Raw genomic sequence first — 14,725 nt, 5'->3', positions numbered from 1 at the left:
CTATTGCCTGTTAACGCCGGAGGCGGGGTCAGACCCCGTACGGGGTCTGACCCACCGGCTGCGAACAGGCCCTAGCTGCTGGCCGCCGTTTGTACCGCCTGCAGGACATCGTCGACATGGCCCGGTACCCGAAGGCCTCGCCATTCGCGCTGCAGCACGCCGTCCTCGTCGATGAGAAACGTGCTGCGCTCGATGCCTCGCACTTGTTTACCGTACATGTTTTTCATTTTCATGACGCCGAAGAGCTGGCACAGGCTTTCATCTTCGTCGGCGATCAAGGGGAAGGGAAGCGACTGCTTCTCGGTGAAGCCGGCGTGGGACTTCAGGGAGTCGCGCGATACGCCGATGATCTGGCATCCGGCGTCGACGAAATCCTGGTAGCGATCACGGAATCCCTGCGCCTGGGTCGTGCAGCCGGGCGTGTTGTCTTTGGGATAGAAGTACAGCACCGTGAGATGGCCGCGCAAGCCGTGGGCGCTGACTTCCCCCTGGGTGCTGGCGGCGGTGAACTCGGGTATGGGCTTGCCGACGGTGGCTTGGCTCATGCGGACTCCTTGTAGGGAAGAAGGGCTACGACCACGCGCCGCCCTTCGGACATCAGAATATTGTAGGTCCGGGCGGCTGCCTGGGTGCTCATGGATTCTATTCCTATGCCCATGTTCAAAAGGGGGGCGGTCACGCGTGCGGGAAGCAGGTACTGCTTGTGCCCGGTGCCGATCAGAATGACCTCGGGGGCGCCGGCCGGTTTTTGTGGCGCCGCAGCATTGTCCAGGAACGCCATGGGATCGCGTTTTTCCTCTTTCAGGCCTGCGATGGCCCGCAAGTCCGCCGTGGTGATGTCGGCGGCAGAAGATACTTTCCATTCGTGTATTTCCCCTTCGGGGGCGAAGTACACGGCATGCGCATAAGGTGTTTCGTTGATCTCGATGTGGTCGTCCCGGAATGCCGTCACGGTATTGAGGGCGGGGTTGGATTCGCTTTGCAATTGCACTGGTTACTCCCGAAGTCAACTTGATGATAGCGCAAAGCTTGTTTTCATAGGATGGATTACACTTGTTCGCCATTTGCCGCAGGCGACGGCTTGCGATAGATTACTTACTTTTGTTGCGCTGCACATTCCACTATTCCGTCTCTTTGACCCAAGGACCATCATGACGAACTTTCCTCGCATAGAGCGCCTGCCGCCCTACGTGTTCAATATAACCGGCGAACTCAAGATGGCGGCGCGACGGCGCGGCGAGGACATCATCGACATGTCGATGGGCAATCCGGACGGGGCCACGCCCAAGCATATCGTCGACAAGCTCGTTGAGGCGGCCACCCGGCCCGATACGCACGGCTACTCCGTTTCCAAGGGCATACCGCGGCTGCGCAAGGCCATTTCGGGTTGGTACGAACGGCGCTATGGCGTGCAGATCAATCCCGATACCGAGGCCATCGTCACGATAGGTTCCAAGGAAGGCCTGGCCCATCTCATGCTTGCCACCCTGGATCGCGGCGATACGGTGCTCGTGCCCAACCCGAGCTATCCCATCCATATCTACGGCGCCGTGATCGCCGGCGCGAACATCCGCTCGGTGCCCATGACCCCGGGCCTGGACTTCTTCGAGGAAATCGAGCGTGCCGTGCGCGAGAGCATTCCCAAGCCCAAGATGATGATCCTGGGTTTTCCCAGCAATCCCACGGCCCAGTGCGTCGACCTGTCGTTCTTCGAGCGCATCGTCGCGCTGGCGCGCGAACACAACATTCTCGTGGTGCACGATCTGGCCTATGCGGACATCACCTTCGACGGCTATGTCGCGCCCTCCATCATGCAGGTGGAAGGGGCGCGCGACGTGGCGGTCGAGTTCTTCACCATGAGCAAGAGCTACAACATGGCGGGATGGCGGGTGGGCTTCATGGTGGGCAACCAGGAACTGGTCAATGCGCTGGCGCGCATCAAGAGCTACCACGACTATGGCACGTTCACGCCCATCCAGGTTGCCTCCATTGCAGCGCTCGAAGGTCCGCAGGATTGCGTGGCGGAAGTGGTGGAGCAATACCGGATCCGGCGCGACGTTTTGGCCAAGGGCCTGCACGAAGCAGGCTGGCCTGTCGATATCCCGAAGGCGTCCATGTACATCTGGGCCAAAATACCCGACTTTTACAAGGGCATGGGCTCGCTGGAATTTTCCAAGCGCCTGCTGGCCGATGCCAAAGTGGCCGTGTCGCCTGGCGTGGGCTTTGGCGAATACGGCGACGACTATGTGCGCTTCGCCCTGATCGAAAACGAGCAGCGCATCCGGCAAGCGGTGCGCGGCATCAAGGACATGTTCCGCAAAGACGGCGTGGGCAAGTGAGCATGCTGAACGCATCCCTTGGCTACAATGAATGTTTTTTCCGCAAGTACGGATCGGGTAAATGAGTCCTATTAAAGTTGGTTTGCTGGGCCTGGGCGTCGTCGGGGGCGGCACCTGGAAGGTATTGACGCGCAACGCCGAAGAAATCGCACGCCGCGCCGGCCGGCGCATCGAGGTCTCGGCCATTGCCGTCCGGGACGTCGAAAAGGCCAGAAAGCTCGTGGGCGGGCAGACTCTGGTCAGCAGCGATGGCTTCGACGTCGTGCGCAATCCCGACATCGACATCGTCGTCGAGGTCATCGGAGGCGACACCCTGGCCCGCGAACTGGTCATGGAGGCCATTGCCCAGGGCAAGCATGTCGTGACGGCCAACAAGGCCCTGCTTGCCAAGCATGGAAACGAGATCTTCGCCGCCGCGCACCAGAAAGGCGTCATGGTGGCCTTCGAGGCCGCCGTCGCGGGCGGCATTCCCATCATCAAGGCAATGCGCGAAGGCCTGACGGCCAATCGCATCCAGTGGCTGGCGGGTATCATCAACGGCACGACCAATTTCATCTTGTCGGAAATGCGCGCGCGCGGACTGTCCTTCCATGAAGTGCTCGCCGAAGCGCAACGGCTGGGCTATGCGGAAGCCGACCCCACTTTCGATATCGAAGGCGTGGACGCCGCCCATAAGCTCACGCTGCTTGCCTCGCTGGCGTTCGGCGTACCCGTGCAGTTCGACAAGGCCCATATCGAGGGCATTTCCAATCTGGCCCGCGAAGACATCATCCATGCCGAGCGCCTGGGCTATCGCATCAAGCTGCTGGGCATTACGCGCCGGCGCGACGACGGCATCGAATTGCGGGTGCATCCCACTCTGGTTCCAACCGAGCGCCTGCTCGCCAATGTCGAAGGCGCCATGAACGCCGTCCTGGTCAGTGGCGACATGGTCGGCCCTACGCTGTATTACGGACAAGGGGCGGGCGAACTGGCGACGGCTTCCGCGGTGGTCGCCGACCTGGTCGACGTCACCCGCCTGCAGACGGCCGATCCCGAGCACCGGGTCCCCTACCTGGCCTTCCAGCCCGATGCGCTGGACGACACGCCCATACTTCCCATCGAGGAAATCCGTTCCTCTTATTATCTGCGCTTGCGGGTCCAGGACCGTCCCGGCGTATTGGCCGACATTGCGCGTATACTCGCCGACGTGGGCATTTCCATAGGATCCATGTTCCAGGAACCGCATGGCGATACCGAAGCCGACATCATTTTCCTGACGCACGAGGCGCGTGAGGGCGATATAGACAGCGCATTGCAGCGCATCGGCGTCCTGGCTTTCGTGCATTCCGACGTTACGCGCCTGCGCATGGAGCACCTGATATGAAATACCGATCCACCCGTGGCGGCATGGCGCCGCAAGCCTTCTCCGACATCCTGCTCGAAGGCCTGGCGCCCGATGGCGGCCTGGCGCTGCCGGAACGCATTCCCACCATCGACGCAGACACCCTCGAAGCCTGGCGGGCGCTGTCGTATGCCGAACTGGCCGCTGAGGTCCTGGGCCTGTACATCGACGACATCCCTCGGGACGACCTGCTGTCCCTGACCCGGGCCGCCTACGACGCATCGGTGTTCGGCAGCGAGCAGATCGTGCCCTTGAAACCGCTGAACCATGGTCTGACCCTGCTGGGGCTGTCCGAAGGGCCGACCCTGGCTTTCAAGGACATGGCCATGCAGTTCCTGGGCCAGGTGTTCGAATACGTGCTGGGCAAGCGCGACGCCACGCTGAACATCCTGGGCGCGACCTCGGGAGACACCGGCTCCGCCGCCGAATACGCGCTGCGCGGCAAGCGCGGCGTGAATGTCTTCATGCTGTCCCCGCACGGCCGCATGAGCGGGTTCCAGCGCGCCCAGATGTACTCCCTGCAAGACCGGAACATCCACAACCTGGCGCTCAAGGGCGTATTCGATGACTGCCAGGATATCGTCAAGGCGCTGGCGGGCGATCTGGACTTCAAGTCGCGCTACCAGTTGGGCGCCGTGAATTCCATCAATTGGGCACGTATCGCCGCGCAGGTGGTCTACTACTTCTGGGGCTGGCTGCGAGCCACCTCCGCGCCGGGCCAGCAAGTGTCGTTCGCGGTTCCTTCCGGCAACTTCGGCAATATTCTTTCCGGGCACATCGCCCGCCGGATGGGCTTGCCCGTGCGGCGGCTGGTGCTGGCCACCAACGAGAACAATGTGCTCGAGGAATTCTTCCGCACGGGTATCTACCGCCCGCGCTCGGCCGAACAGACTCACGCCACGTCCAGCCCGTCCATGGACATCTCGCGCGCTTCGAACTTCGAGCGCTTCGTCTTCGATCTTCTGGATCAGGATGCCGCGAAGGTCAAAGCCTGCTGGAAACAGCTCGACGAGACCGGCGCGTTCGACCTCAGCGAGCTGAAGCCGCTGTTCGAGTCGCGCTACGGCTTCGTGGCAGGGACCAGCACGCATGCCGACCGGCTTGCCACCATACGGCAGGTCTACGAGGAAACCGGCGTGCTCATCGATCCGCACACGGCCGACGGCGTCAAGGTGGGGGCCGCTCATGTGGAAGAGGGCATCCCCATGCTGGTGCTCGAAACCGCCATGCCGGCGAAGTTCGGCGAGACCATACAGGAAGCCATCGGCAAGCCCGCGCCCATCCCGGCCCACTTGCGCGAATTGGCCGAACTGCCGCAACGCGTCGAGATCATGGACTGCGATGCGGAGCTGGTGCGGAACTACATCAAGGCCCACGTGGCGACCCCGGCCTGATTCCGGCGCATCATGCTGACCTTCGGGCACGTTCTGGCAGTCGGCATGGGCGCCGCCATCGGCGCCATATTGCGATGGCTGCTGGGATTGTGGCTGAATACCGCGCATGCGCTATTGCCTTGGGGGACTCTGGCGGCCAACTTGGTGGGCGGCTATCTGATCGGCCTGATACTCGCCTTGCTGCTGCAGTCGCCGGAAGTGCCGGCCTGGCTTCGGCTGTTTCTCATTACCGGCTTCCTTGGCGGCCTGACGACGTTCTCCACTTTTTCGGGCGAGGTCTACAGCTTCCTCGAACGTGGCGCGTTCCTGGAAGCCTTGCTCTATGCCGGCGCCAGCCTGCTCGGCAGCCTGCTGTTGACGGCCGCGGGATTCGCCACGGTGCATGGGCTGAAAGGCTGACGCGTTGGGGTCGGACCCCGTACGGGGTCCGACCCCTTCAGAGCGCTGATAAACCCCCTGTTTTTTAGTTAAGGGGTTTATCGGCTCGTGGTTCAGGCCAATCTCAGCCGATTTGAAGAGTTTGCGGGCCACACGTACATAACGACGGCTTGAGCCGCGAGCAAGGCCAGACTTGGCCCTATCAAGGCCTCAAGAGGCGCTAAAAGCCGCGCCAGCAGCAGCGCGATCTTCTTCATATTCTGGGCCGCAGCGGCCAACAGACACTGCTCCATCACTTTCTGTAGACCACGCAGGCGCGCGTAGCGATGGCCATGCAGTTGCTTGGCATCGGCAAAGCTGCGCTCGACCGTCTCCTGGCGCCTGGCATAGATGCGCTTACCAGCTGGCGTCAGCCGCCGGGCCTTGACCCGCTCTTTGGCCTCCTCCCAGAGGTGGCGCATCACCACTTTGACCCCCGTCGCGCTTTGTGTGCATCGGGCTCGAACCGGGCAACTGGCGCACTGGGTGCGATCGGAGCGGTATTCGCGGTAACCCTCTCGGTTAGTCGTGCTATAGGTCAGTGTTTGATTGTTCGGGCAGACATAAGTGTCCGTTTGCGCATCGTATTGATATTCGTGTTTCTTAAAATAACCCGCTCTCTGGGCGGAACGACGGTACCCCATGACGCCGGCAATCAGGCGATCCTCAAGGCCCTTGCACACCGCGGCGGTGAAGTAGCCCGCATCCAGGCCGACCGCATAAGGGTTCAAATTAAAGCGCTCGCGCTGACGATCCAGCCGCGCCAGGTACGGCACGCTGTCATTGACGTTGCCCGGCGTGACGTGTGTGTCGGTGATGATGGCATGCTTGGCATCGACCGTGCGGTGATCCAGATAAAAGAACCCTTTGGGCTTACCCTCGCGCGCCATGTAGCCGCTGTCCGGGTCGGTGCGGCTGACCTTGGCCGGGCGCGTGGGCGGGGGCTCATCGTCCTTGTCCGTGCGCTTTAAGGCCGGCTTGCCGTGCGCTAGGCGGTCGGCATCTACGGCCGCATCCAGCTCCTGCAGGTAGGCCTGCGCGGGCACAGCCACCTGGCCCTGCTCGGCCTTGTTCTTGTTGGCACTGGCCTTCAAATGCGTGCTGTCCGTATACAGTACCTTGCCCTGGACCATGCCGCGCCTGATCGCCTGCAGCACTATCTCATCAAAAATCTCTTGGTAAATCTGGCTGTCTGCAAAACGGCGGCGCCGGTTCTGGCTGATCGTGGAGGCGTCGGGCACCTTATCGGTCAAGCGCAGCCCGAGGAACCAGCGGTAAGCCACATTGACTTGAACGTCACGGACCAACTGGCGCTCGCTTCGAATGCCAAACAAGTAGCCCAGTAATAGCAACTTGAACAGCAGCACCGGATCAATGGCCGGGCGGCCGTTGTCGGCGCAATAGAGGTGCGCCACCTTGGCGCGAATAAAGCTCAGATCTATGGCAGCGTCGATCTTGCGCACCAAGTGATCGGCGGGAACCAAAGATTCCAGCGTCACCATCTCAAGTTCGTGCTGATAAGCGGGGGGATCTCTTAGCATCCCCACATTATGAACAAGCTCGACGCGTTGCGCGAGGGTTTGTCAGCATTCTGTGGGGTCGGACCCCGTACGGGGTCCGACCCCTTAGAACGATGCTTTGGGGGTCAGACCCCATCCGGGGTCCGACCCCTTATGACGATGCGCGGGGTCAGACCCCGTATGGGGTCTGACCCCTGAAGGCCGACATCAGCGCCTCGGCCGCCCGTTTCCCGCTGACAACCGCGCCTTCCAGGACTGCCGGATACGATGTGTCCGTCCAGTCGCCCGCCACCCAGATGCCAGGCCAGGGCGTTGCGTTGGGCGGACGGCGCAGGCCTGGCACGGCAGCGAAGGTGGCCCGCTTTTCAACGATGAGATGCTCCCTCAGCACTTTCGGCATGGGTGCGCGGTGCCGTGTCTGCTCGCGCACCTGTTCGATGATGGCCGGAATCGCGGCTTGGCGGCCATGTCCGAGCAGGGCGCGGGCGTCGCTGACGACGACATGCAGAAGCGCCGCTTCCGTCGCGCCCGGCGTCTTGGCGTAGGCTTTCCGGTTGAACAGCCATTGGCCGAATTGCAGACGCGCGGGATCTTCCCTCAGCAACAGCATGGGAGCCGGGTCGGGCCATGGCGACTCGAGCTGCAGGGTCAGGGTGGCGATCGGCAAATACGTGAAGGCCGACAGCATGGCCAGGTAGTCGGTGCTGCCGGGCCGGGCCGGCAACTGGGTCAGCAGGGTCTGCGCGGAAGCCGCGTTGGCGGCCAGTATCACCGCGTCGTAGGACGCGCCGTCCAATTCGATCCGATCATCGCCCATGGACAATTGGCGCACGGTATGCGAAGGGCGCCAGGCCGCGCTTCCGGCCGGACCGGTCGCCAGACGGCGTACGGCCTGGTCGGGCCATAAAGCCGACAGGTCTACGCGCGGCAGCAGCATGTCGGTCGCGCTGCGCCGACCGCCTAGGCTGTCGCGCAGCACATGGGCAAACAATTGTGCAGAGGCCTGTTCCACCGGAGTGTTCAGCGCCGCCACGCACAGCGGCCGCCAGAAACTGGCGATCATTTGAGGCGATTGACGGGTTTCAGCCAGCCAATCGCCGACGGTGGCGTCGGCGGAGGTGCGCCAGCCGCTCAGGCGCAAGCGGGCCACGGCGGCGATGAGCGACATGCGTTCCCCGGCACGCATTCCGCGCGCGCCCGCTATGCCGAGCAGAAGATTGAGGGGCGAAGCGATTCCTGGCGCTTTCAGACGAAAGCCGCCGTCCGCGGATTCGATCGACAGCGGCATGCGATGGAACATGGCCTCTTGTTCGAGTCCCAGCTCGTCCATGAGGCCGAGCGTGGCGGCATAGGCTCCGAGCAGAATGTGCTGGCCGTTATCGATATCCACGCCTAGCGGCCGCCAGGGCACGCGGCGCGCGCGCCCTCCGGGTGTGGCGGCGGATTCGTACACGACGACGCCGTGGCCCGCTTGCGTCAGGCGGATGGCGGCGGAAAGTCCCGCCCAGCCGCCGCCCACGACGGCTAGCTTCACCGGCCCAGGCGGCGCACCAGTCCGCGGCCGCCGCCCACCCAGGTTTTCCATGCCAGCCAGAATTTGCGTATGGGGGTCAGGGAGATGCGCTGGTCGAGGACACGCCATTGTTCGTGCTCGATCTCGCGCAGAAGGGTGTGATAAATGGCGGCCATCAACAGGCCGGGCCGCTGCGCGCGGCGGTCTTCCTCGGGCAACGCCCGCACGGCCTCGCGATAGTACTGCCGCGCGCGGTCTGTTTGAAACCGCATCAGCGCCGCGAAGTTGTCGCTGTACTGCCCGTTCAGGATTTCCGCTGCGCTGACGTTGAAACGCTGCATGTCCTCCTGAGGCAGGTAGATCCGCCCGCGCCGTGCGTCGTCGCCGACGTCGCGGATGATGTTGGTGAGCTGGAAGGCCAGGCCCAGTTTTTCGGCATATTCGAGTGTCTCGGGGCGGGTGTAGCCGAAGATGCCGGCCGAGAGTTCGCCCACCACGCCGGCCGCATGCCAGCAGTATTTGCGCAGCGCCGGCCAATCGGCGTAGCGCGCGTGGTCCAGATCCATCTCCATGCCTTCCACAATGGCATACAGGCGGTCGGCATCCAGTCCGTAAGACAGCAGGTGGGGCGCCAGCGCGCGCATGACGGGATGGTCGGCTTTGCCGGCGTACATGTCCTCGATCTGGCTGCGCCACCACGCAAGCTTCATGCGCGCCACCGAATTTTCCTCGCACTCGTCGACGACGTCGTCGACTTCCCGGCAGAAGGCATACAGCGCGGTGATGGCCTTGCGCCGTTCAGGCGGCAGGAACAGGAAGGAGTAATAGAAACTCGAGCCGCTTTGGGCGGCCTTGTTCTGGCAGTATTCGTCGGGTGTCATGCGTGATCGTCACCGTGGGATGTGGTGCGCCGACCTAGGGAAGAGGCCTTAGCGCGCGCCACAGGAGCAGCATCCAATCGCGTTTTTCAAGCGTCGGACGGTGTTGGAATATGTCGTAGTGTAATTGGTCCAGGCGCTCGAGGATACGCAGCCCGCCATGAACGACGAGCTTGAGCTCGAAGCCGATGCGTCCGGGCAGGCGCCCGGTGAGCGGCATGCCCGAGCGCAGCATGCGTCGGGCCAGGCCGACCTGTTCACGCATCAGCGATTGCCAGGCGGCATCGGGGACGTCCTGCTGGGGGGCCTGACCCCCTACGGGATCAGACCCCAGGTGGATGGGGTCAGACCCTATAGGGTCTGACCCCCCAAAAGATCCCGAATGCGGTCCGACCCCGCCGGGCCCGCCTTCCAGCCTTTCGCCGATGTATCCGGGTTCCAAGCCATGACGCTCAAACGCATCCAGCGGTATATACACCCGGTTCTTGCGCCAGTCGATGGCCACGTCCTGCCAGAAATTCGTCAGCTGCAGCCCGGTGCAGATCGCATCGGCGCATTCGAAATTGCCTGTGTCGGCGCGGCCATATAGATGCAGCATCAGGCGCCCGACCGGGTTGGCGGAGCGCCTGCAGTAATCCAGCAACTGGGGCAGGTTCTCGTAGCGATGGACTGTCACGTCCTGTTCGAAGGCGGACAGCAGGTCGTAGAAGGGTTGCAAGGGCAAGGCGTGCCGGCGGATGGTGCCGGACAGCGGCCCGAAGACATCGCTCAGGGGATGATCGTGAGGCCAGGGCGCCGCGCCGCGTCCGATCTGCGCAAGCGCTTCGCGATATGTCTCCAGCGCTCGCAGGCGTTGCGCCGGTCCGGCGTCTCCTTCGTCCGCGATGTCGTCGGCGCAGCGGGCATAGCGGTAGATATCCGTGACAGCCGCACGCAGGCGGCGTGGCAGGAGCAAGGAGGCAACGGGAAAGTTCTCATAGTGGTCGACGGCCATAGCTGCGCAGTATAAGACAAGGTCGTCATGCATCGTGTCTTGGTTTAGACTTCAGCATTCTATTTTGGAGTTGCCATGCCCCGTCCTATTTCGGCGACGATCTCCTTGTCGTCACTGACTCACAACCTGGCCACCGTCAGCAAGCAGCTCGAAACCGCATGTTCGAAGAACGGCAGCAAGCGTCCGAGCATATGGGCGGTCATCAAGGCCAATGCCTATGGCCACGGGATACGCAACGCAGTGCCGGCTTTCGCGCAAGCCGACGGGCTGGCCATGCTTGATTTCGACGAGGCGCTGCTATGCCGGGAACTGGGCTGGGACAAACCCTTGCTGATGCTGGAAGGCTTGTTCGAGCCCGGCGATGTTGCACTGCTCGATCGGCATCGCCTGGTGTCCGCCGTGCATTGCCAAGAGCAGATCGACATCCTGGCGGCGTCCAAGGTGTCGCGCCCGCTCGATATCTTCGTCAAGCTGAATAGCGGCATGAATCGCCTGGGCTTTGCGCCCGAGCAGTATTCCGACGCATTCCGTCGGCTCCTGGCGCTGCACGAGCGCGGCACCGTCAATATCGTCGGAAAAATGAGCCATTTCGCGCGTGCCGACGACGACCCGGACGCCACCCGGCGGCAACTGGATCTCTTCATCAAGGCCACGCAGGGCTTGCCGGGTTCGGTCAGTGTCTGCAATTCCGCCGCGACGCTCACCCCGACGATCTGGCCCGCATTGCCGGGTGGTCCGGATCAATGGGTGCGTCCCGGCATCTGCCTGTATGGGGCGTCTCCCTTTGATGGGCGCCCGGCGGATGAATTCGGACTGATGCCTGCGCAGACGCTGGCGGCGAAACTGATCAGCGTGAGCGAGCTTCAGGCCGGAGCGTCGGTGGGATACGGCTATACATTCACCTCCTCCGCCAAGATGCGTATCGGCGTGGTGGCCTGCGGCTATGCCGATGGCTATCCCCGCCATGCCGGCACCGGCACGCCGGTTACCGTCGACGGCGTGCGCACGCGCTTGCTGGGCCGCGTTTCCATGGATATGCTCGTGGTCGATCTGACGCCCGTGCCGAACGCACACGTCGGCAGCCATGTCGTCCTGTGGGGCCAGGGCGGCCCTTCGGTGGACGAAGTTGCCAAGGCGGCCGGCACGATCGGCTATGAATTATTGTGCGCAGTCGCGCCCCGTGTGCCAAAATTTGCCGTTTGACACACACCGATGTGTATTTGATGAATCGCCAAATCAAGGAAATCGCGTGAAGAACAAGTGTGTACTGATAACGGGTGCGACAAAGGGAATAGGCTGGGCCATCAGCCAGCGGCTCGCCGATCTGGGCTGCCATGTCGTGGGCCTGGCGCGAAATACGCAGGACATTGATTTTCCGGGCTATCTGTATTCCTGTGACCTCAGCAATGCCGGTGAAACCGAAGACATGCTGCGGGTCATCCGCGAAAAATATCCGGTCGATGCGGTCGTCAATAACGTGGGCATGGTCAGGCCCGAGCCCCTGGGCGAAATCGATCTGGGATCTCTCTACCAGGTGTTCGATCTCAACGTGCGGGTGGCCGTTCAGGTGGCGCAGACTTTCGTCGCGTCCATGAAAGCGCGCAAGGAAGGGCGCATCGTGAACATCTGCAGCTGGGCGACGCACGGCTCCCTCAACCGCAGCAGCTATTCGGCCGCAAAGAACGCGCTGATCGGATGCACGCGCACCTGGGCGCTCGAACTGGCGCCCTACGGCATCACCGTCAACGCGGTTTCTCCGGGGCCGATCGAGACCGAGCTGTTCCGCGATGAGCATCCGGCGGGCAGCGATGCCGAGAGAAAGGTCTTGGCCTCCACGCCCATGGGCCGCCTCGGCTCACCGGCGGACATCGCCGCGGCGGTCACTTTTCTTCTTGGAGACGAAGCCGGCTTCATCACCGGGCAGGTGCTGGGCGTGGACGGCGGCAGCAGCCTGGCCGGACGGTGATGGGGTCAGACCCCGTACGGGGTCTGACCCCGGCCCTGCGTCGGTTATGGTTGTGGTTGGGGTCAGACCCCATGCGGGGTCTGGCCCCGGCTCTGCGCGGGCTATCGTTGAGGTTGGGGTCAGACCCCGCATGGGGTCTGACCCCTCCGCCGGTTAAACTTGCGTGATGGCCAAGTCTAAAACCTTATTCGTATGCAGTGATTGCGGCGGCACCTGTCCGAAATGGGAAGGGAAATGCCCGCATTGCGGATCCTGGAACACCTTGCAGGAAACGCGCGAATCCGCGGCGCCGGCGCATCGCTTTGCGCCTCTGGCGGGCGCCAGCCCGGTGCGCAGCCTCGCCGAAATCGAAGCCCGCGAGCTGCCCAGGCAACCCTCGGGCATTTCCGAGTTCGATCGCGTGCTGGGCGGCGGCCTCGTATCCGGCGCCGTCGTGCTGATCGGCGGCGACCCGGGCATAGGCAAGTCCACCTTGCTGCTCCAGGCCCTGGTGTCGCTGTCGCAGGCGGTCAAAGTGCTCTATGTGACCGGCGAGGAATCCGCCGAGCAGGTCGCCTTGCGGGCGCGCCGGCTCGAACTCGTCACCAGCGAGGTCAACCTGCTGGCCGAAATCCGGCTCGAAGCCATCATGGCGGCCCTGGCCGAGCAGAAGCCCAGCGTCGCCGTCATCGACTCGATACAAACGCTTTATTCGGGCGAGCTGAGCGCCGCCCCGGGATCGGTCTCGCAAGTCCGCGAATGCGCCGCGCAACTGACGCGCCTGGCCAAGCAGACCGGCATCACCATTGTCCTGATCGGGCACGTCACCAAGGACGGCGCGCTGGCCGGACCGCGTGTGCTGGAGCACATCGTTGACACTGTGCTTTATTTCGAGGGCGACACGCACTCGTCGTTCCGGTTGATCCGCGCCTTCAAGAACCGTTTCGGCGCCGTCAATGAGCTGGGCGTCTTCGCCATGACGGACCGCGGCCTGCGCGGCGTGGCGAATCCGTCGGCCTTGTTCCTGTCCCAGCACGAAAAGAACGTGCCAGGCTCCTGCGTGATGGCGACGCAAGAGGGTACACGCCCCTTGCTGGTCGAGATCCAGGCGCTCGTCGACAGCGCTCACAGTCCGAATCCTCGCCGGCTTTCCGTCGGCCTGGAATCCACCCGCCTGGCCATGCTGCTTGCGGTGCTGCACCGGCACGCGGGCGTGGCCACCTTCGACCAGGACGTTTTCGTCAACGCGGTCGGGGGCGTGAAGATCACCGAGCCGGCGGCCGATCTTGCGGTGCTGCTGGCCATCATGTCCTCGCTCAACAACAAGCCTTTGCCGCCGGGCCTGGCCGTTTTCGGCGAGGTCGGACTGGCCGGCGAGATCCGTCCTGCGCCCAGAGGACAAGAGCGCTTGCGCGAAGCGGCCAAGCTAGGCTTCAGCATTGCACTCATCCCGAAGGCCAATGCGCCCAGGCAGCCCATCGAAGGCCTGGAGATCTGGGCCGTCGATCGGGTCAGCGACGCCATCTCACGTTTGCGCGAGGCACGCTGAGTGGACTATTGGTCGCTATGGTACGTGCTGATTCCCGCATGCCTGGCCGTGGGCGCGCTCATCGGCTTCACGGGGGGCGTATTGGGCATAGGCGGGGGGCTGCTTGCCATTCCGCTGCTGGGACTGGCCCTGGGCATGGAGCAGCAGGCGGCACAGGGCACGGCCTTGATCATGGTCGCGCCGGCCGTGCTTCTGACGGTACGCAAATACAACCAGCACGACAAGGTCAACCTGCGCGCCGCCGGCGCCGGAGCGGTCGGGGCCATTGTCTTCACCTGGGTCGGCGCCCAGATCGCGCTGGGCGCCGACCCGGTGTTCCTGCGCCGAATCTATGCGGGCTTCGTCCTGTGCATCGCGATATTCTATTTTCACCAGAGCGCCTCGCGGCGCCGCAAGGCCGCTCCCGCCGGCAGCCGCCGCCAGCCGGAACACTACCATTCGGCCTGGTTTGCCCTGATCGGCATGATTGCCGGCATGACGGGCGGCATCTTCGGCGTCGGGGGATCGGTCCTGGTCATTCCCATCCTGACCACGATGTTCCGCCTGACCCAGACCTGCGCACAGGCGCTGGCGCTGACGATGATGATCCCCAGCACCTTTGTGGCGCTGTTCACCTACACCGCGCATGGGCGGGCCGACTGGCTGATCGGCGTTCCGCTTGCGCTGGGCAGCGTCCTGATGGTGCCTTACGGCGTCAAGCTGGCTTATGCATTGCCCGAACCCAGGTTGAAGCTCATCTTTGCCTGCATGCTGCTTGTTATCATGGTGCTCCTGCTCGTGAAGGCCTGATTT

General features: G+C 63.2%; 14 protein-coding genes. 8 read left to right on the top strand and 6 right to left on the bottom strand.

Annotation, left to right across the window (positions count from 1 at the left end; genetic code table 11):
* Positions 1–71: 71 nt before the first annotated feature.
* Both ACSBPU_RS14060 and ACSBPU_RS14055 read right to left on the bottom strand, forming a co-directional pair.
* Positions 72–545, bottom strand: coding sequence for a peroxiredoxin (locus ACSBPU_RS14060; protein WP_442592692.1), 474 nt, complete (start codon positions 543–545; stop codon positions 72–74).
* Positions 542–991 carry an Mth938-like domain-containing protein gene (locus ACSBPU_RS14055; RefSeq protein WP_442592691.1) on the bottom strand — a complete coding sequence of 150 codons (450 nt, stop codon included), beginning with the start codon at positions 989–991 and terminating at the stop codon, positions 542–544. Before ACSBPU_RS14055 ends, ACSBPU_RS14060 begins: the two co-directional genes overlap by 4 nt.
* 160 nt (positions 992–1,151) lie before the next feature.
* Between ACSBPU_RS14055 and alaC the strand changes: the two genes are divergently transcribed.
* The 4 genes from alaC to crcB all read left to right on the top strand — a co-directional run bounded on the left by alaC (position 1,152) and on the right by crcB (position 5,516).
* A complete protein-coding gene (gene alaC / locus ACSBPU_RS14050) occupies positions 1,152–2,339 on the top strand; it encodes an alanine transaminase (protein WP_442592690.1) in 1,188 nt (395 codons plus the stop codon).
* 61 nt (positions 2,340–2,400) lie between these two features.
* Entirely contained in the window at positions 2,401–3,705 is a 1,305-nt protein-coding gene (locus tag ACSBPU_RS14045; protein WP_442592689.1) for a homoserine dehydrogenase, read from the top strand.
* On the top strand, positions 3,702–5,117 hold the full coding sequence (thrC, locus tag ACSBPU_RS14040; protein WP_442592688.1) for a threonine synthase: 1,416 nt from the start codon (positions 3,702–3,704) through the stop codon (positions 5,115–5,117). The genes ACSBPU_RS14045 and thrC overlap by 4 nt, the downstream gene beginning before the upstream one ends.
* A 12-nt stretch (positions 5,118–5,129) precedes the next feature.
* Positions 5,130–5,516 (top strand): fluoride efflux transporter CrcB, encoded by a 387-nt coding sequence (gene crcB, locus ACSBPU_RS14035; RefSeq protein WP_442592687.1) that lies wholly within the window; start codon positions 5,130–5,132, stop codon positions 5,514–5,516.
* A 92-nt stretch (positions 5,517–5,608) separates the two neighbouring features.
* Here crcB and ACSBPU_RS14030 read toward each other — a convergent pair whose 3' ends face one another.
* From ACSBPU_RS14030 to hpnC, 4 genes are all read right to left on the bottom strand, one after another.
* Entirely contained in the window at positions 5,609–7,075 is a 1,467-nt protein-coding gene (locus tag ACSBPU_RS14030; RefSeq protein WP_442592329.1) for an IS1182 family transposase, read from the bottom strand.
* 148 nt (positions 7,076–7,223) lie between these two features.
* Positions 7,224–8,588 (bottom strand): hydroxysqualene dehydroxylase HpnE, encoded by a 1,365-nt coding sequence (gene hpnE / locus ACSBPU_RS14025; protein WP_442592686.1) that lies wholly within the window; start codon positions 8,586–8,588, stop codon positions 7,224–7,226.
* Positions 8,585–9,448 (bottom strand): presqualene diphosphate synthase HpnD, encoded by an 864-nt coding sequence (gene hpnD, locus ACSBPU_RS14020; RefSeq protein ID WP_442592685.1) that lies wholly within the window; start codon positions 9,446–9,448, stop codon positions 8,585–8,587. The genes hpnE and hpnD overlap by 4 nt, the downstream gene beginning before the upstream one ends.
* Before the next feature lie 34 nt (positions 9,449–9,482).
* A complete protein-coding gene (gene hpnC / locus ACSBPU_RS14015; RefSeq protein ID WP_442592684.1) occupies positions 9,483–10,439 on the bottom strand; it encodes a squalene synthase HpnC in 957 nt (318 codons plus the stop codon).
* A gap of 75 nt (positions 10,440–10,514) precedes the next feature.
* On the opposite strand from hpnC, the gene alr reads away from it, so the two are divergent.
* The 4 genes from alr (at position 10,515) to ACSBPU_RS13995 (ending at position 14,722) form a co-directional block, all read left to right on the top strand.
* A complete protein-coding gene (gene alr / locus ACSBPU_RS14010) occupies positions 10,515–11,642 on the top strand; it encodes an alanine racemase (protein WP_442592683.1) in 1,128 nt (375 codons plus the stop codon).
* Positions 11,643–11,688: 46 nt separating this feature from the next.
* The gene (locus tag ACSBPU_RS14005; RefSeq protein WP_442592682.1) at positions 11,689–12,405 is read left to right on the top strand and encodes an SDR family oxidoreductase; all 717 of its coding nucleotides are present in this window, start codon (positions 11,689–11,691) and stop codon (positions 12,403–12,405) included.
* 166 nt (positions 12,406–12,571) lie between these two features.
* Positions 12,572–13,933, top strand: coding sequence for a DNA repair protein RadA (gene radA / locus ACSBPU_RS14000; RefSeq protein ID WP_442592681.1), 1,362 nt, complete (start codon positions 12,572–12,574; stop codon positions 13,931–13,933).
* On the top strand, positions 13,934–14,722 hold the full coding sequence (locus tag ACSBPU_RS13995; protein ID WP_442592680.1) for a sulfite exporter TauE/SafE family protein: 789 nt from the start codon (positions 13,934–13,936) through the stop codon (positions 14,720–14,722).
* The last annotated feature ends 3 nt before the right edge of the window (positions 14,723–14,725 follow it).

The organism is Parapusillimonas sp. JC17, from assembly GCF_052180245.1.
GTDB lineage: Bacteria > Pseudomonadota > Gammaproteobacteria > Burkholderiales > Burkholderiaceae_B > Parapusillimonas.
This window is presented reverse-complemented; position numbering and strand designations above follow the sequence as displayed.

What these genes read in the sequence shown, in the direction of transcription:
- ACSBPU_RS14060 (WP_442592692.1), bottom strand. Translation starts at nt 545, where the DNA reads ATGAGCCAAGCCACCGTCGGCAAGCCCATACCCGAGTTCACCGCCGCC.
- alaC (WP_442592690.1), top strand. Translation starts at nt 1,152, where the DNA reads ATGACGAACTTTCCTCGCATAGAGCGCCTGCCGCCCTACGTGTTCAAT.
- ACSBPU_RS14045 (WP_442592689.1), top strand. Translation starts at nt 2,401, where the DNA reads ATGAGTCCTATTAAAGTTGGTTTGCTGGGCCTGGGCGTCGTCGGGGGC.
- thrC (WP_442592688.1), top strand. Translation starts at nt 3,702, where the DNA reads ATGAAATACCGATCCACCCGTGGCGGCATGGCGCCGCAAGCCTTCTCC.
- crcB (WP_442592687.1), top strand. Translation starts at nt 5,130, where the DNA reads ATGCTGACCTTCGGGCACGTTCTGGCAGTCGGCATGGGCGCCGCCATC.
- ACSBPU_RS14030 (WP_442592329.1), bottom strand. Translation starts at nt 7,075, where the DNA reads ATGCTAAGAGATCCCCCCGCTTATCAGCACGAACTTGAGATGGTGACG.
- hpnD (WP_442592685.1), bottom strand. Translation starts at nt 9,448, where the DNA reads ATGACACCCGACGAATACTGCCAGAACAAGGCCGCCCAAAGCGGCTCG.
- hpnC (WP_442592684.1), bottom strand. Translation starts at nt 10,439, where the DNA reads ATGGCCGTCGACCACTATGAGAACTTTCCCGTTGCCTCCTTGCTCCTG.
- alr (WP_442592683.1), top strand. Translation starts at nt 10,515, where the DNA reads ATGCCCCGTCCTATTTCGGCGACGATCTCCTTGTCGTCACTGACTCAC.
- radA (WP_442592681.1), top strand. Translation starts at nt 12,572, where the DNA reads ATGGCCAAGTCTAAAACCTTATTCGTATGCAGTGATTGCGGCGGCACC.